17 protein-coding genes are annotated in these 15,687 nt (G+C 59.6%); 9 read left to right on the top strand and 8 right to left on the bottom strand.

Translation table 11 applies throughout. From position 1 onward, the window contains the following. Position 1 precedes the first annotated feature (1 nt). Genes hisD through hisIE form a run of 7 tightly spaced genes read left to right on the top strand, consistent with a single transcriptional unit; the run spans position 2 to position 6,235 of the window. The gene (gene hisD / locus ABD997_RS04270) at positions 2 to 1,294 is read left to right on the top strand and encodes a histidinol dehydrogenase (RefSeq protein ID WP_425557044.1); all 1,293 of its coding nucleotides are present in this window, start codon (positions 2 to 4) and stop codon (positions 1,292 to 1,294) included. Further along, positions 1,291 to 2,439, top strand: coding sequence for a histidinol-phosphate transaminase (gene hisC / locus ABD997_RS04275; protein ID WP_345315777.1), 1,149 nt, complete (start codon positions 1,291 to 1,293; stop codon positions 2,437 to 2,439). Before hisD ends, hisC begins: the two co-directional genes overlap by 4 nt. Then, the gene (gene hisB / locus ABD997_RS04280; RefSeq protein WP_345315778.1) at positions 2,436 to 3,503 is read left to right on the top strand and encodes a bifunctional histidinol-phosphatase/imidazoleglycerol-phosphate dehydratase HisB; all 1,068 of its coding nucleotides are present in this window, start codon (positions 2,436 to 2,438) and stop codon (positions 3,501 to 3,503) included. The genes hisC and hisB overlap by 4 nt, the downstream gene beginning before the upstream one ends. Positions 3,504 to 3,526: 23 nt before the next feature. Continuing rightward, the gene (hisH, locus tag ABD997_RS04285) at positions 3,527 to 4,129 is read left to right on the top strand and encodes an imidazole glycerol phosphate synthase subunit HisH (protein ID WP_345315779.1); all 603 of its coding nucleotides are present in this window, start codon (positions 3,527 to 3,529) and stop codon (positions 4,127 to 4,129) included. Further along, entirely contained in the window at positions 4,126 to 4,863 is a 738-nt protein-coding gene (hisA, locus tag ABD997_RS04290; RefSeq protein ID WP_345315780.1) for a 1-(5-phosphoribosyl)-5-[(5-phosphoribosylamino)methylideneamino]imidazole-4-carboxamide isomerase, read from the top strand. Before hisH ends, hisA begins: the two co-directional genes overlap by 4 nt. Next, positions 4,845 to 5,618, top strand: coding sequence for an imidazole glycerol phosphate synthase subunit HisF (gene hisF / locus ABD997_RS04295; RefSeq protein ID WP_345315781.1), 774 nt, complete (start codon positions 4,845 to 4,847; stop codon positions 5,616 to 5,618). The genes hisA and hisF overlap by 19 nt, the downstream gene beginning before the upstream one ends. Continuing rightward, positions 5,615 to 6,235: a bifunctional phosphoribosyl-AMP cyclohydrolase/phosphoribosyl-ATP diphosphatase HisIE gene (gene hisIE, locus ABD997_RS04300; RefSeq protein ID WP_345315782.1), complete on the top strand. Its 621-nt coding sequence runs from the start codon at positions 5,615 to 5,617 to the stop codon at positions 6,233 to 6,235. The genes hisF and hisIE overlap by 4 nt, the downstream gene beginning before the upstream one ends. A gap of 75 nt (positions 6,236 to 6,310) precedes the next feature. On the opposite strand, the gene deoD is transcribed toward hisIE, so the two are convergent. The 3 genes from deoD to ABD997_RS14970 are packed head-to-tail and all read right to left on the bottom strand — an operon-like array spanning position 6,311 to position 8,489. Further along, positions 6,311 to 7,024, bottom strand: coding sequence for a purine-nucleoside phosphorylase (deoD, locus tag ABD997_RS04305; RefSeq protein ID WP_345315910.1), 714 nt, complete (start codon positions 7,022 to 7,024; stop codon positions 6,311 to 6,313). A 9-nt stretch (positions 7,025 to 7,033) separates the two neighbouring features. Beyond that, positions 7,034 to 8,032: a nucleoside transporter C-terminal domain-containing protein gene (locus ABD997_RS04310; RefSeq protein WP_425557039.1), complete on the bottom strand. Its 999-nt coding sequence runs from the start codon at positions 8,030 to 8,032 to the stop codon at positions 7,034 to 7,036. Between the two features lie 10 nt (positions 8,033 to 8,042). Beyond that, positions 8,043 to 8,489 (bottom strand): Na+ dependent nucleoside transporter N-terminal domain-containing protein, encoded by a 447-nt coding sequence (locus ABD997_RS14970; protein ID WP_425557040.1) that lies wholly within the window; start codon positions 8,487 to 8,489, stop codon positions 8,043 to 8,045. Positions 8,490 to 9,006: 517 nt separating this feature from the next. Between ABD997_RS14970 and ABD997_RS04315 the strand changes: the two genes are divergently transcribed. Together ABD997_RS04315 and ABD997_RS04320 are read left to right on the top strand one after the other, a co-directional pair. Continuing rightward, positions 9,007 to 9,660 (top strand): pyrimidine 5'-nucleotidase, encoded by a 654-nt coding sequence (locus ABD997_RS04315; RefSeq protein WP_345315783.1) that lies wholly within the window; start codon positions 9,007 to 9,009, stop codon positions 9,658 to 9,660. A gap of 108 nt (positions 9,661 to 9,768) precedes the next feature. Then, positions 9,769 to 10,344: an NAD/FAD-utilizing enzyme gene (locus ABD997_RS04320; protein ID WP_345315784.1), complete on the top strand. Its 576-nt coding sequence runs from the start codon at positions 9,769 to 9,771 to the stop codon at positions 10,342 to 10,344. Positions 10,345 to 10,470: 126 nt separating this feature from the next. Here the strand turns inward: ABD997_RS04320 and ABD997_RS04325 are convergent, their stop codons facing one another. Genes ABD997_RS04325 through ABD997_RS04345 form a run of 5 tightly spaced genes read right to left on the bottom strand, consistent with a single transcriptional unit; the run spans position 10,471 to position 15,453 of the window. Further along, positions 10,471 to 10,797: a cytochrome C oxidase subunit IV family protein gene (locus ABD997_RS04325; RefSeq protein WP_345315785.1), complete on the bottom strand. Its 327-nt coding sequence runs from the start codon at positions 10,795 to 10,797 to the stop codon at positions 10,471 to 10,473. 10 nt (positions 10,798 to 10,807) lie between these two features. Further along, positions 10,808 to 11,476: a heme-copper oxidase subunit III family protein gene (locus ABD997_RS04330; RefSeq protein WP_345315786.1), complete on the bottom strand. Its 669-nt coding sequence runs from the start codon at positions 11,474 to 11,476 to the stop codon at positions 10,808 to 10,810. A 38-nt stretch (positions 11,477 to 11,514) separates the two neighbouring features. Continuing rightward, a complete protein-coding gene (locus ABD997_RS04335; RefSeq protein ID WP_345315787.1) occupies positions 11,515 to 12,180 on the bottom strand; it encodes a cytochrome c oxidase subunit 3 in 666 nt (221 codons plus the stop codon). Then, positions 12,177 to 13,976, bottom strand: a complete 1,800-nt coding sequence (ctaD, locus tag ABD997_RS04340; protein WP_345315788.1) for a cytochrome c oxidase subunit I — start codon at positions 13,974 to 13,976, stop codon at positions 12,177 to 12,179. Before ctaD ends, ABD997_RS04335 begins: the two co-directional genes overlap by 4 nt. Then, positions 13,966 to 15,453: a c-type cytochrome gene (locus tag ABD997_RS04345; protein ID WP_345315789.1), complete on the bottom strand. Its 1,488-nt coding sequence runs from the start codon at positions 15,451 to 15,453 to the stop codon at positions 13,966 to 13,968. Before ABD997_RS04345 ends, ctaD begins: the two co-directional genes overlap by 11 nt. Positions 15,454 to 15,687: the final 234 nt, after the last annotated feature.

A 15,687-nucleotide genomic window follows, 5' to 3' on the forward strand; every position in this document is an offset into this window, starting at 1 on the left:
GTTGCAACGCATCCACTGGTGCCAGTGTGGCCAAAGCGAACGTAAAGCCGCCCTACAACGCTCAGATATTGTCACTGACCCTGCCCTGGTCGACCGGGTCAGCCAGATCCTGAAACAGGTAAAGTGCGAAGGTGATGTGGCCCTAAGAGCATTAACCGAGCAGTACGATGGCACCCTGCCCGAGTCCTGGCAGTATGATAGTACCGCCCTGTCCGAAGCGGGCGAACGCCTGTCAGCCCCGCTAAAACAAGCCATCGACACCGCCATCAAAAATATCCGTGCCTTCCACCAGGCTCAGGCGCTGCCGCCGGTCAGCCCACAGATTGCGCCGGGGATCGCCTGTGAACTGCGTACCGAGCCATTGCAGCGTGTCGGGCTCTATGTTCCCGGCGGCAGTGCACCACTGATCAGCACCGTGCTGATGCTGGCCCTGCCGGCGCAGATCGCCGGTTGTGAACTTAAGGTCATGGTAACGCCCCCGCCGGTGAACGACGCCATCCTCTACGCCGCAGCGCGCTGTGGTATCGACCGCCTCTACGCCATCGGGGGAGCCCAGGCGATCGCAGCCCTGGCCTACGGCACCGAGCAGGTGCCCAGGGTCGATAAGATCTTCGGCCCCGGCAACCGCTTCGTCACCGAAGCCAAGCGCCAGGTAAGCCAGCAGGGGATCGCCATCGATATGCCGGCAGGCCCGTCGGAGGTGCTGGTGATCGCCGATGAACTCGCCAACCCGGAGTTTGTCGCCGCCGACCTGCTCTCCCAGGCGGAACATGGCGCCGATTCCCAGGCGATCCTGGTCACACCGTCCACGGACCTCGCCGATGGGGTAGACCGCGCCTTGAAGCGCCAGCTGGCTACCCTGCCCCGGGCGCAGATCGCCAATGCTGCCCTTAGGCAAAGCCGCACCATCGTGGCCCAGGATCTTCCCGAAGCGGCAGCCATCAGCAACGCGTATGCCCCGGAACACCTGATTGTGCAGACCCGCGACCCCAGGGCGTTACTGCCCGTTATCAGATCCGCCGGCTCCATCTTCCTGGGGCCCTGGACACCGGAGTCCGTTGGGGATTACGCCAGCGGCACCAACCATGTGCTGCCCACCTACGGTGCCGCACGCACCGTTTCCAGCCTCTCCCTGGCAGACTTCCAGCGCCGCTTCACCGTTCAGGAGCTCACCCGCGGTGGCCTCGATGCCCTGGGCGACACCGTCATCACCCTGGCTCAGGCCGAGGGGCTGGAGGGCCATGCCCGGGCGGTGGCCCTGCGACTGTCAGCCAACAGGGAGGGATCCGCATGAACGGCGTCGAACAGCAAGCACAAAAATTGGCGCAGCGGCTGGTGCGCCCGGAGATCGCTGCTCTTACCCCATATGCCTCCGCACGCAGGGAGCACAGCGGCGGGCGCCTATGGCTGAACGCCAACGAATCCCCCTGGAACAACACCAATATCGACGGGGTGAACCGTTACCCGGACTGCCAGCCCGAAGGGGTACGCACCGCATACGCGGTCTATGCCGACGTACGGCCGGAGCAGCTGCTGATCAGCCGCGGGGCCGACGAAGGGATCGACCTGCTGATCCGCGCCTTCTGCCGACCCGGGCAGGACTGCATCGCCACCTTTGCCCCCAGTTACGGCATGTACGCCATTAGTGCCGCCACCAACGGGGTGGCGTGCAAAACCCTGGAATGGGGGCCTGGCTACACGCTGCCGGAGGATACCGCAAGCCGGGTCAATGACTGCAAACTGTTGTTCCTGTGCAACCCCAATAACCCCAGCGGCACCACACTCGCGCCCGAGGCGATCATAACGTTGGCCAAAGCGCTGCCACACAGCTTGTTGGTCGTGGACGAAGCCTACATTGAGTTTTGCCCCGAACTGAGCCTGGTCCCGGCTCTGGCACAGTGCCCCAACCTGGTGGTGCTTCGCACCCTGTCCAAAGCCTTTGCCCTGGCCGGCGCGCGCTGCGGTTTCACCCTCGCCAACAGTGCCATCATCGAGATGCTGCTCAAGGTGATCGCCCCCTATCCCGTACCGGCGCCGGTGGCTCAGCTTGCCGTTGCGGCACTCGCCCCCGAGGGGATCGCCCGTATGCAGGCGCAGGTTCAAAGCCTCAATACCAGCCGCGATGCCCTCAGTCTTCGCCTCTCCTCCCTGCCCGGGGTTCGCCGGGTGCTGCCCTCAAGCGCCAACTTTCTGCTGTTTGAACTGGAGGATGCAAAGGGCTGTTATCAGCAGTTGGTGCAACAGGGTTTGCTGATCCGCGCCTACCGTGATCCGGCGCTGGACGCCTGGCTCAGGATCAGCATCGGCAGCGACCGCGAATTGGCACAGCTCGAGCACGCCCTCGGGGCGATCCTGCAAGGCAGCGAAGATCAACGAACCCTAGAACAAGACAATAACCGAATCTCTGCCAACCGATTGGCCAAGGAGCGCCCGCAGTGAGACAACCCATCCTTTTTATTGATCGTGACGGGACCCTGGTGGAGGAACCGCCTTTGGATAAGCAACTGGATCGACTCGACAAACTCAAGTTTGAGCCTGACGTGATCCCGGCACTGCTGCAACTGCAGTGCGCAGGCTTCCGGCTGGTGATGGTGTCGAACCAGGATGGTTTAGGCACCGAAAGTTTCCCTCAAGCGGATTTTGACCTCCCCCACGATGCGATGATGGCCCTATTTGAAAGCCAGGGGATCCGCTTCGATGAGGTGCTGATCTGTCCGCACTTCGCCGAAGATGGCTGCAGTTGCCGCAAGCCTAAGCTGGGGCTGGTCCAACCCTACCTGGTTGAGGGCCGGGTGGAGTTTGAGCGCTCCTATGTGATCGGTGATCGGGAGACCGACCTTCAACTCGCCCAGGCGATGGGGATCCGGGGGATCCGGTACGATCCAAAATCCAGAAACTGGGCCATGATCGCCCGGGAGTTGACCGGCCAGAACCGCACCGCCGAGATACGCCGCACCACCTCGGAGACCGACATTCTCGTCAAGGTCAACCTGGATAAGCCGGGCGCGAGTGAGATCGACACCGGTATCGGGTTTTTCGACCATATGCTGGACCAGATCGCCACCCACGGCGGCTTCCAACTGCAGCTGCAGCTAAGGGGGGATCTTGCCATCGATGATCACCACAGCATCGAGGACGCCGCCCTGGCACTGGGTAACGCCCTGCGCAAGGCGCTCGGTGACAAGCGGGGTATCGGACGCTTCGGTTTCTCCCTGCCGATGGACGAAACCGAGGCGCACTGTTTGCTGGATCTCTCCGGTCGCCCCTACCTGGTGTTTGACGCCGAGTTCAGCCGCGACCGCGTCGGTGGCCTCTCCACGGAGATGGTGCCGCACTTTTTCCGCAGTTTCGCCGATGGCCTCGCCTGCACCCTCAACCTGAAGGTCAAGGGAGACAACGAGCACCACAAGGTGGAAGCCCTATTCAAGGCCCTAGGCCGCACTCTGCGCCAGGCGATCCGCAAGGAGGGCGACACCCTGCCCTCCTCCAAGGGCGTACTCTGAATCGGTAGCTGGGAGATCCTATCATGACCGTTATTATCGACACCGGCTGTGCCAACCTTGCCTCCGTACGGTTCGCCCTGCAGCGGTTGGGAGATCACCCGCTGATCAGCGCCGACCCCGCCGCCATCCTTTCCGCAGACAGGGTGATCCTGCCCGGCGTTGGCGCCGCGCAGGCTGCGATGACACAGTTGGAGCAGCGAGAGCTTCTCTCCGTGCTGCACAAGATCGAGCAGCCGCTGCTGGGGATATGCTTAGGAATGCAATTGCTTGGTGCCTCCAGTGAGGAGGGGGCTGCACCGGACAACCCCATCCGACTGCCCAACCTGCTTCCGTTGCACACGGCACGCCTTAAAGCCGACGGCCAACCACTGCCGCACATGGGCTGGAACACCATCACCCCGACGGAGCACCCTCTGTTTGCCGGCGTCGTTGCCGGCGATTACCTCTACTTTGTTCACAGCTACGGCATCGCCGAGGGGCCGCTGACCCTGGCCAGTTGCACCTACGGCAGCCCCTTCTCCGCCGCCGTGGGCCGGGGCAATATCATGGGCGTGCAGTTTCACCCCGAGCGCTCCGGGGCCGTCGGCGCTCGAATCCTGAAAAACTTCCTGGAGTACCCGGCATGATTATCCCGGCCATTGACCTGATCGGCGGCAAGGTCGTCCGTCTTGAGCGCGGCGATTTCAACGCCGTCACCGAATTTTCTTACGACCCACTGGCCCAGCTGACCGCCTACCAGGAGGCCGGCAGTCCCCTGCTGCATCTTGTGGACCTGGACGGCGCCAAGGATCCCGACAAACGCCAACTGGACACCATCGCTTCGCTGGTTCAGCAGCTCTATGCCCCGATCCAGGTTGGTGGTGGAGTGCGCAGCGAGCAGGATGTGGAGGCCCTGCTCTCAATTGGCGTTGCCCGGGTGGTGGTAGGTTCACTCTCGGTGAGCCAGCCAGAGCGGGTAGCAAGTTGGCTCGGCACCTTTGGTCCAGACCGGATCACCGTTGCACTGGATGTACGCCTCACACCAGATGGCGAGCCCGAGGTGTTGACCCACGGCTGGCAGAAAGGCTCCGGGCAGGGACTGGATCGGGTGATCGCACCGCTTCTGCAAGCGGGCCTCTCTGACGTGCTCTGTACCGACGTCGATCGAGACGGCATGCTCAGTGGCCCAAACGTGGCGCTCTATCGCCATCTGGTGACCCGCTACCCCAGCATACGCTGGCAGGCGTCCGGCGGCATCGCCAGCTTGAGTGACCTGTCGGAGCTTAAAGCGATAGGGATCGGCGGTATCATCATTGGTAAAGCGCTGCTAAACGGCAATTTTTCCATCGAGGAGGCGTTATCGTGTTGGCAAAAAGGATAATTCCCTGCCTCGACGTCAAGGCGGGTCAGGTGGTTAAGGGGGTCCAGTTTCGCAACCACGAGATCATCGGTGACATTGTCCCTCTGGCTGCCCGTTACGCTGCCGAAGGGGCCGACGAACTGGTGTTTTACGACATCACTGCCAGTGCCGATGGTAGGACGGTAGACAAAAGCTGGGTAAGCCGGGTGGCGGAACGGCTCGACATCCCCTTCTGTGTGGCGGGTGGGATCCAGTCCATCGACGATGCGCAGCAGATCCTCGCCGACGGTGCAGACAAGATCTCCGTCAACAGTCCGGCCCTGTCCGACCCCAGCCTGATTGACCGTCTCAATGATCGCTTCGGTCGCCAGTGCGTGGTGGTGGGGATCGACTCCTGGTATGACGCCGACAGTGGCCGCTACCGGGTCAAGCAGTTTACCGGCTCTGAGGCCTCGACCCGGGACACCGGCCTGGACACCCTGGAGTGGTGCCAAACGGCGATCGCCCGGGGTGCCGGTGAGATTGTCCTCAACGTCATGAACCAGGATGGGGTCCGCCAGGGCTACGACATCGCCCAGCTCAAAGCGGTGCGCGAAGTCTGCTCCGTGCCCCTGATCGCCTCAGGCGGAGCCGGTACTCCGCAGCACTTTGCCGAGGTGTTCCAGCAGGCCCGGGTAGACGGAGCCCTGGCCGCATCGGTCTTCCACAAGGGGATCATCCCGATCCCGGAACTGAAACAATTTCTTCTGGAGCAACAGGTGGTGGTACGCCCATGAGTAATCCCACAAGTCCCAAGGCAGCGATGCCAGTCATCGACTGGGAGAAGATGAACAACCTGGTGCCGGCGATCGTGCAACATCACCTGACCGGCCGGGTCCTGATGTTGGGCTACATGAATGCCGATGCCCTGGCCACCACTCTGGAGGGTGGCCTGGTCACCTTTTACAGCCGCTCAAAACAGCGTCTGTGGACCAAGGGGGAAAGTTCCGGCGACAGACTGAAACTGGTGACACTGGGCAGTGATTGCGACCAGGACGCCATCCTGATACAGGCCCGGCCGCTCGGCCCCACCTGTCACAAAGGCAGCGAAAGCTGCTTCGATGACGATGCCAATCAGCCCTTTCTCAACCACTTGGCAAGCCTGGTACACCAACGTCGCGATGCCCCTAAGGAGTCCAGCTACACCGCGTCGCTGCTTACGGGGCCACCGCGCCGGGCAGCGCAGAAAGTCGGTGAGGAGGGGGTGGAGGTGGCCCTGGCTGCCGCCACCGGCGACCGGGAAAACCTGATCGATGAAACGGCGGATCTGCTTTATCACCTGACGGTCCTGCTGGAGCAGCAGCAGGTCCCCATGAGTGAGGTGGTTGCCCGGTTGGTGGAGCGTCACCGCTAAGCGGCCACCCAAGCGCCGTCAGGTCCACCAAAAAAGCCCCCGGAAACGGGGGCTTTCTCACAAGCTGTGTGGTTCTCAGTCCAGGGTGCTGACCGCGTCCAGGGTCAGGCGGATCATCTCGTTGAGCGTCAGCTGACGCTCCTCCGGAGTCAGGTGTTCACCACGAATGATATGATCGGTCACCGTCATCATCGCCAATGCGTTGGCACCATACTCCGCGGCAACCCCATACAGGCCCGCCGCCTCCATCTCCACGCCCAGCATGCCGTATTTCGCCATGGTCTGGTACCGGCTCTCATCCGGGCTGTAGAAAAGATCCGAGGTGTAAACATTGCCAACGTGGTAACGGGTACCCAGCTTACTCGCCGCGTTCACCGCCGCAGAGAGCAGGCCAAAGTCCGCGATCATAGCAAAATCGGTTCCGGGGAAACGGCTGCGATTGACACCGGAGTCAGTCGAAGCCCCCATAGCCAGAACCACATCCATCATCTGCACCTCATCGGAGATCGCCCCGCAGGAGCCAATGCGGATCAGGTTCTTCACACCATACTCGGTGATCAACTCCTTGGCGTAGATGGAGATGGAGGGCACCCCCATGCCGGAGCCCATCACGGAGATCCGCTTGCCCCGGTAGGTACCGGTAAAGCCCAGCATGTTGCGAACGTCACAGACCGGGATGACCTCCTCCAGGAAGTTCTCGGCGATGTACTTCGCTCGCAGGGGGTCGCCCGGCATCAGCACGGTGTCAGCGAAGGCCCCCTCTGGGGCATTGATATGAGGCGTCATCAGAAATCCCTGTTATTGCAAGGTAAAGAGAAGGCCGGCAATGGTGCCGCTCATCAGGTTGGCCAAGGCTGCGGCCAACAGGCATTTCAAGCCGATCTGGCCAAGCAGGTGGCGGCGCTCAGGCGCCATCGCCACCAGACCACCAATCACCATGGCGACGGAACTGAAGTTGGCAAAACCGCACAGGGCAAAGGTGATGATGATCTGGGTCTTGGGACTCAAGGCATCGGCGACCGCGACAAAATCGACGTAGGCAACAAATTCGTTGATCGCCAGCTTCTGACCGATGAAGGTCGCTGCCACGTGAGCTTCCGACCAGGGCACGCCCATCACCCAGGCCAGAGGGGCCAGTAGTACACCCAGCAGGGACTGAAGTTGCATTTTGGCGTCAGCCGCGGCAACGACCGCCTTGACGGCATCGGCATGGGCCACACCCAGATCCAGCGCACTAAACTGTGCAACCAGGACAGAACGTTCCACCTCCGTGAGCCAGTGGATCACCGGGGCGCTACCCTGGCCCGCCTGATGGGCCAACTGAGCAATGAACTCGGCAAAGGCGGGCAGATGACCGGCACTGGCTTGCAGCGCAGTGTAACTGGCCATCAGGTCAGCATTGCCGTAGCCAAAGAGCGCGCCGGTGGCAGCGATGATGCCGTTAAGCATCGCGATCAACCCGACAAAAGCCAACAACAGGGCGGCGACCTGCATCACCTGCTGAATGCCCATCCCGGCGCCCTGGGCAGCCGCGTCCAGAACATTGGCAGGACGATCCTCGTCCTCCGCCACGACCTTGTTCAAGTCCTCCTGCGCTTTCTCCGTCTCCGGGCAGATCAGCTTGGCAAAGAGCAGACCCGCAGGAGCCGTCATGAAGCAGGCAGTGAGAATGTACGTAGGATCGATGCCCAGCGAGATGTAACCGATCATGGTGCCGCCGGCCACGGATGCCAAGCCTCCCGTCATCACCGCAAACAGTTCTGAGCGGGTCATCTGTTTCACGAAGGGACGCACCATGGAGGGCGCTTCAATGGGTCCAACAAAGATGTTGGCAGTGGCAGAGAGAGATTCCGTCCGGGAGGTTCCCAAGAATTTTTCTCAGCACCCCGCCGATGCCGCCGATGATCCTCTGCATCCATCCCAGGTAGTAAAGAACGGAGATCAGCGCACTGATAAACACCAGTGGACCAAGCACGTGGATAACGAAGATAAAACCCAGAGAGAAGTTAGCCAGGTCCCCCAACAGGAAGCTCAACCCCGCGTTGGCATAGCCAATCACGTTATTTACCCCATCGGAGGCCGCCTGAAGAATGCGCTGTCCAAGAGGAACAAACATAACAAAAGCGCCGAACGCCACCTGGAAACCGAGGGCACCGGCCACAGTCCGAATCCGGATCGCCTTTCTATTTTCCGAGCAGAGCACTGCGATACCGATGAGCACCATCATGCCCACCAGACTGATCAAAACTTCCACAAAACACCACGACATCACAAAATTTAACGGCGATAGTAATGACGTTCACGAACATGTCGAGTGACCCCGATCACGGTTAGCGATGCATAGCCCATTTGCGTGAAGCTCTGATGCCAACGCACCCTGCCCCGCAACCTCCGGCTCCCTAATTAACGCCATCGACAACCAGGAATCTTGACAATCAAAACAGCATGGAGATGCTCGCAACACCATAGCAACACCAATCCGTGGCGTGAATCGGCCAGCGCCATGGCGATCTTGTGGAAGAAAGTGACAGTTTCGTTACTCATCAGTCCTAAAAAAGCCCTATCGAAACCGGGTCTGAGCACGAGCGGGGATAACAGACAAAGATTCGATAAAGCGGTTCATCCGCTCATAGTTTCACAGGGGTGTCCACCAGGTCAGCACGGAGGCGGGGGTGAATCATCCGCTTCAGCGTTGGAGATAGAGGGGCGACAGTTGCGAGTTAAAAAGTGGACTGATACTCTGCCACGCCCGCGCCAAAGAGAGAGCCAAAGTGACCCCGCTTCTAGAACGTGACATCTACCTGTTTGATCTGGACAACACCCTGTATCGACCGGAGAACCAGATCATCGAACAGATTATCCGCCGGTTTCGTGACTACGTTTCCGAGGCCCTGGGGCTCACTCCCCTGGCGGCAGATGAGCTGTGCCACCACTACTACCTGACCTACGGCGGCACCTTGCGGGGAATTCAACTCCATCACCCGGACGTCGACCTTCTGTCGCTCTCCTCCTACGCCCACGATGTGGACCTCAGCTCCGTGACGGGTTGTGAGAACTTGGTGGAAGCACTGGAGCAAAACGGGAAGAAAAGATACGTGTTCACCAACTCGCCACGCCCCTACGCAGAGCGAGTATTGGAGCACCTGGGATTGCGTCACTGCTTTGATGAAGTGTTCTCCGTTGAGCAAACCAACTATAAGATGAAACCCCATCCCCATGCCTTTCGCACCATCTGCGATCACTTTGGTTTCGAGGCGGATAACGCCGTCATCTTCGATGACCAGCCGAGCAATTTAACGACCGCCCAAACGTTGGGGATGCGCACCGTTTTGGTCAATCGTGACGATCTCGAGAGCCACACCGCCTGCTTTCGAACCGAGCAGTTGGCACAATTCGTGGGGCAACTTAACCAGCAGCAGAGCTGAATTTGCCGCCATAGAAACTGACTCATATACTTTGCCGACAGGTCCTCGATACGCGAACATGGACGTTGCCATCACTGACATGCGCCCCGGGAGGGTCGCAGCCGGGGGATGAAATTTATGGTTCGGCACTACTACCTGAGTGACAGTCTCTGGGAGTTAGAGTGGATTGAGCGTCAACTGGAAGGACAGGGGTTCTCTCCGGCGCAGATACACGTGCTCAGTCAGCAGCCCGGTCTGGCTGCCCGCTTTCGACTTCTCCCCCTGTCCGAGTTCTGGCTTTACGACCTGCCCCATTACCTGACCCGCGGCCTCGCACTTGGGCTGGTTCTTGCTGGCGGGGTGCTGCTTGGTGTCGCCTATTCCGGTTGGCACGAAGCGGTAGGCAGTTGGCTTCCGTTCACCATGTTGGCACTAATGGTCCTCGGTTTTTGTACCTGGGAGGGAGGACTGATCGGCTTACAATCTCCCCACCATCACTTTGGCCAGTTCCACCGGGCTATCGACTCGGGACAACACTTGCTGCTCGTGGATGTCGAGGATCGACAGGAGAGCACCTTGAACGGCATTATGCGCTCCCATCCGATGATCCGGCCAAGGGGCACTAGCCGGGGCGCCCATCCCGGCTGGGTAAAAATGGAACACTGGTGGTTGCAGAGGCGTCGACCGGTTCAGGCGAAGGATTGAACTGTGCACTGGCGCTGAGAAAGCACCATTCGAGCCCGGAATTCTATCACTCGGGGCTATCTGCCTCCGACTTTAGAAGGTCCCGTCACACACTTCCTCCCAGGATCCGCGTGTCGCCAGAGAAGGCTAACCTCCACCGAAAGCAAAATTCGCTAACCGGTTCAGATGGGTATAGTTGCCCTCCAGGGCCATCATCAAGACCAGCACCAAAATCATCAGTGGCGGCAATAACATCGAATAAATCAGCGCCATCCGCTCCCACATCATGTGCATAAAGACCGCCACGATCAGCCCCGCCTTGAGCACCATGAAGATCAATATCAGGCTCCAGCGAAGCGCTCCCTGGACCTCAAGGTAATCCACCATGTAGGACAGGGCACTGAGCAAGAAAAGCAGGCCCCAGATCTTGAAATATAGGGCCAGCGGCGGATGCTGGTGTTGTGTCTGCTCCATGGGTGACTCCTTACCAGAGGTAGAAGAAAGCAAAGATAAAGACCCAAACCAGGTCAACGAAGTGCCAGTACAGCCCGACGGTTTCAACAATACCGTAGTCCCCACTGCGGTCATAATCGCCTCGTCGAACCTTGTTGGCGTATATCAATAGCAGCAGAACCCCGACGGTGACATGCATTCCGTGAAAACCGGTGATCATGAAGAAAGATGCACCAAACTGCGCCGCCCCCATGGGGTTACCCCAGGGGCGCACCCCCTCTTCGATCAGCTTGCTCCACTCAAACGCCTGCATCCCAACGAAACTGGCGCCGAGCACGGCAGTGACAACCATCAGAGTCACCGCTGTCTGCTTGTTACCCCGGTAACCGTAGTTCACCGCCAGTGCCATGGTGCCGCTGGAGCTGATCAGGATGAAAGTCATGATGGCGATCAGCAAAAGCGGAATCTGATGGCCGGCGATGGTGAGGGCAAACACTTCGGTGGTGAGTGGCCAAGCCTCGGGGGTCGCCATCCTGGTGCTCATGTAACCCACCAGGAAGGTACCGAAGATGAAAGTATCACTGAGCAGGAAGATCCACATCATCGCCTTTCCCCAGGACACCTTGAAGGCCTGGCGATCGTGGGAAAAGTCCTCAGTAACGCCGGCCCAGCCGGTCTTGCTGTGTAGATCACCACTCATGACGTTCTCCTCGATTCAACTGCGACAGGAGCAAAATCTCAGGGTACAGATACCCCGCACAGTGCCGCCAGCGCCCGATAGGTTTGCGGCGTGCTGGTCAACAGGGCAAAAAGTGCCAGCCAGATCAGCGCCAGAAAGTGCCAATAGGTCAGCATCAGTGCGAGCCGCTCTCGCGCCAGCTGAGATTTACCGCGCCACAAGGCAACAAAACTTCGGGGCCAGAACAGTAGGCCCACCAATAGGTGAAGCCCATGTAGTCCCGTCAACAGATAGAAAAAACTGGCGGATACGGAGCTCTGTACACCGAATTGGCGGGCGGAGAACAACTCCCAGAGCTCCCATTGGCCGTAAAGAAACAGCAGTGCCGAGGCCGCCCCAAATACCATCAATCCCTGGGCCAGAACCGGTGCTGGGCGCACAGAGAAGTAGGCCACCTGAACCAGCACACTGCTCGCCAAAAGGCAGGCGGTGTTTCGCCACAGTGGGCCGGTATCGAAAAGCGGCTGCCATGGTTGCTCGGTGAGCGGCTGCCAATCGCCCAACTGGGTGCGCATGATCATGGCGACCATAAAGAGCAGAAACATCGATCCGATGACCGCCAGCAGGAAGCGCAGGCCGGTGAGTTGACGACGGTAGCGGCATTCATTGTCGGGCCACGCCCCCATCTCCTGTGCCAGCCAGGGTTTCTCGGTCAGAATGCTCATGACTTGGCCTCCCCTTCAGCCTGTTGCTGAGTCTGCGCCCCAGCCTCCCAGTCATCGGTTTGAAGAAGGTAATCCTTGGGCGCCCCAGGGACACTGTAGTCGTAGGCCCAGCGGTGAACCACCGGCAGTTCTGGCCCCCAGTTGCCATGTCCGGGTGGCGTCTTGGGCGTGCACCACTCCAAGCTGGTTGCCTGCCAGGGGTTGTCACCACTGGGTCGGCCTCGCCAGGCGCTCCAACCCATATTGAACAGAAACAGCAACTGGGCCGCCGCCACCACCAGCGCCATCACGGTAATAAACGCATTCAGAGTGACCGCCTCCGGTGGAATAAAATCGTAATTCTCGTAAGCGTAGTAACGCCTCGGCATGCCGAGCACGCCGAGATAGTGCATCGGGAAGTAGATCGCCCAGGTTCCCAGGAATGTCAGCCAGAAGTGCAGTTTGCCCAAGGTCTCGTTCATCATGCGACCGGTTACCTTGGGAAACCAATGATAGAGGGCGGCAAAGATCACCAAGATCGGCGCCACTCCCATCACCATGTGGAAATGCGCCACCACGAAGTAGGTATCCGATAACGGCAGATCCACCACTACGTTCCCTAAGAACAGTCCGGTCATCCCGCCGAAAACGAAAGTAAGAATAAAAGCCAGGCAGAACAGCATCGGAATATTGAGGCGGATGTTGCCCCGCCACAGCGTCAGCACCCAGTTGTAAACCTTAATCGCCGTCGGTACCGCGATAATCAAGGTTGAGGCGGCGAAGAAGAAGCCGAAATAGGGGTTCATGCCGGAAACGTACATATGGTGTGCCCAAACAATGAAGCTGAGCCCGCCAATCACCAGGATCGCCCAGACCATCTGTCTGTAGCCGAAGATGTTTTTTCTCGCGTGGATACTGATAAGATCTGAGACGATCCCAAACGCGGGCAGTGCGACGATATACACCTCAGGGTGGCCAAAGAACCAGAACAGGTGCTGAAACAGCACCGGACTGCCCCCCCCGTAGTCCAGTGACTGGCCCAAAGACACGATCTCCGGCATGAAGAAACTGGTGCCCAGAAGCTTATCGAACAGCATCATGACGGCGGAAACGAAAAGTGCCGGAAACGCCAGCAGTGCCATGATGGTGGCAGTAAAAATCCCCCACACCGACAACGGCATTCTCATTAGGGTCATGCCCTGTGTCCGTGCCTGAAGTACCGTTGTGACGTAGTTCAGCCCCCCCATGGTGGCGGCCGCGATGAAGATCGCCAGGGACACCAGCATCAGGATGATGCCGCCATCCACCCCGGGGGTACCGGGCAGGATCGACTGTGGCGGATAGAGGGTCCACCCTGCGCCGCTGGGCCCGCCGGTGACAAAGAAGCTGGCCATCAACACCACGACGGAGAGGAAGTAGAACCAGAAACTGAGCATGTTCAGGTAAGGAAATACCATGTCCCTGGCGCCAACCATCAGTGGGATCAGGTAGTTGCCAAAGCCGCCGAGAAACAGCGCCGTCAGCAGGTACACCACCATGATCATCCCATGCATGGTTACGGCCTGGTAATACTCGCTGGGGTCGATGAAATTAAAGTGGTCCGGAAAACCCAGTTGCAATCGCATCACCACGGAGAGGGCCAAGGCCACCAGGCCAACGGCGATCGCGGTCAGCATGTACTGGATGGCAATGGTTTTATGATCCTGACTAAAGATGTAGCGCTGCCAGAATCCCAAGGGCGCGTCATGGCCGTGGTGATCGGCCTGGGCGTCGTTGGCCGCTAGAATGCCCGCTCCCTGGGTGGTTTCACTGCTCATCGTTGCCCCCTAAGCTCATCATGTACTCGACTAAGGTATCGACCTCCTGTGCCGTCAATGGCACCACTGGCATCACGGGTGGATAGCCTTCAACAATCTCCTCCGACGGTGCTACAATGGCACGCCGCAGGTATGCCGCGTCCGCGACCACAGTCTCCCCGCTCACCAGCGTGCGCTCACTGCCTGCCAGTCCCCCCCAGGCCGGGCCAACCATCGCCTCTCTCCCAGTACTGTGGCAGGCCAAGCAACCCTTGCTGGAGGCCAGAGTCGCTCCGTCACTGGTGGCACTCTGCGCCGATGTCTCGGGTGCGCTATTCTCTGCGTGGCTCCTACTGTCCCCCAGATCTTCAGCGGCGTCCCCGAAAGGGACCGCCTCACTGGAGGTACCACCAGCCTCACGCATGTAGGCGATCAGGTCGGCTATCTGGTTATCATCAAGATCATAAGGTGGCATCACGTTGCCGTAGCCGTCGACAATACGTGCCGCAGGCTGTCGAATCGACTCGGCAAGGTAGGCCTCGTCGACCGTCAGGCGCTCGCCACTGGCCATCAGCTCTTCACGTCCGTAGATCCCTTTCCAACTCGGGCCTAGGGGGCTGTTATCGAAACCATGGCAGGCCAGGCACCCTTGGGACTGTGCCAGGGACTCGCCACGCTGTGCCGCGGGGCTGAGCCCGGTCACGGCCACCTTCTGGCTCTGTGCGAAGGTCGGTTGGCTGGCGAGCCAGGTGTCGAATGACTCGGTACTGGCCACCTCCAATCCGCCGCGCATGTTGTAATGCCCGACGCCACAGTACTCCGCACAGAGGATCTCAAACTGCCCAATCCGGGTGGGCGTGAACCAGAGCGATGAAACGATCCCCGGCACCGCATCCATCTTGTTGCGGATCTGGGGGATATAGAAATCGTGCAAAACGTCTATGGAGCGCAGCTTGACCAGCACAGGTCGGTCGACTGGCAGGGTAAACTGGTTGGCATTGATCAGGCGGTCATCCTGGCCGGCGGGATCTTTGGGGTCGAGGCCAAAAGGGTTGCTGCCGGAGATAAAACTCACTCCGGCTCGGCCAAGTACCCCGTCGTCACCGGGAAAGCGGAAGCCCCAGGTCCATTGCTTGGCCAGCACCTCCACCTCCAATGCCTCCTCTGGCACCGTCACCACATCGGAGTAAACCACCAGGCCTGGTGCCAGCATTGCCACGATGCCGACGGTGGTTGCGCCGGACAACCAAAGCTCCAGCTTTCGGTTCTCTGGCTCGTAGCTCGCTTGCCGGTCAGGGCGATAACGAAACCGGTAGACGGCGTAAGCTGTGAAGAGGATCACCGCGATAAACACGATGCCGGTAAGGGCCAGAGTGATCCCGATGGTGAGGTCGATATCTTTCCAGTTAGAGGCCAACTCGGGCAATACCCAAGGGCCGGAGAAGTGAAAGATGATGGAGATAACCAGGATCAACACCAAGATGATGGCGATGGCCATAGATCTGCCGCTCCCTACTGGTGGCCCCGGGGGCCGCTCACGCTTGTCCCGCCGGCCCCGCTACTACGTATTAAGAGCCAAGGGGTAAAGACTAAACCTTAGAGAGTAGAGCCAAAATGTGCCAACTACCGAGTGTAAAATCCTTGCAATTTTAACGGTTAGGTGAATTCCCTATACATGATAAATAGGACGGCCATCGCAAGAACTGGGTTACCAAGCCTCGTATCGCCGCCT

Source organism: Ferrimonas gelatinilytica (assembly GCF_039544205.1).
Taxonomy (GTDB): domain Bacteria; phylum Pseudomonadota; class Gammaproteobacteria; order Enterobacterales; family Shewanellaceae; genus Ferrimonas; species Ferrimonas gelatinilytica.

Excerpts from the sequence above, each read along its gene's own strand:
- ABD997_RS04330 (WP_345315786.1), bottom strand. The coding sequence starts at position 11,476 with ATGAGTGGTGATCTACACAGCAAGACCGGCTGGGCCGGCGTTACTGAG.
- hisH (WP_345315779.1), top strand. The coding sequence starts at position 3,527 with ATGACCGTTATTATCGACACCGGCTGTGCCAACCTTGCCTCCGTACGG.
- ABD997_RS04345 (WP_345315789.1), bottom strand. The coding sequence starts at position 15,453 with ATGGCCATCGCCATCATCTTGGTGTTGATCCTGGTTATCTCCATCATC.
- ctaD (WP_345315788.1), bottom strand. The coding sequence starts at position 13,976 with ATGAGCAGTGAAACCACCCAGGGAGCGGGCATTCTAGCGGCCAACGAC.
- hisA (WP_345315780.1), top strand. The coding sequence starts at position 4,126 with ATGATTATCCCGGCCATTGACCTGATCGGCGGCAAGGTCGTCCGTCTT.
- ABD997_RS04325 (WP_345315785.1), bottom strand. The coding sequence starts at position 10,797 with ATGGAGCAGACACAACACCAGCATCCGCCGCTGGCCCTATATTTCAAG.
- ABD997_RS04310 (WP_425557039.1), bottom strand. The coding sequence starts at position 8,032 with ATGGTGCGTCCCTTCGTGAAACAGATGACCCGCTCAGAACTGTTTGCG.
- ABD997_RS04320 (WP_345315784.1), top strand. The coding sequence starts at position 9,769 with ATGAAATTTATGGTTCGGCACTACTACCTGAGTGACAGTCTCTGGGAG.
- hisC (WP_345315777.1), top strand. The coding sequence starts at position 1,291 with ATGAACGGCGTCGAACAGCAAGCACAAAAATTGGCGCAGCGGCTGGTG.
- hisIE (WP_345315782.1), top strand. The coding sequence starts at position 5,615 with ATGAGTAATCCCACAAGTCCCAAGGCAGCGATGCCAGTCATCGACTGG.
- ABD997_RS04335 (WP_345315787.1), bottom strand. The coding sequence starts at position 12,180 with ATGAGCATTCTGACCGAGAAACCCTGGCTGGCACAGGAGATGGGGGCG.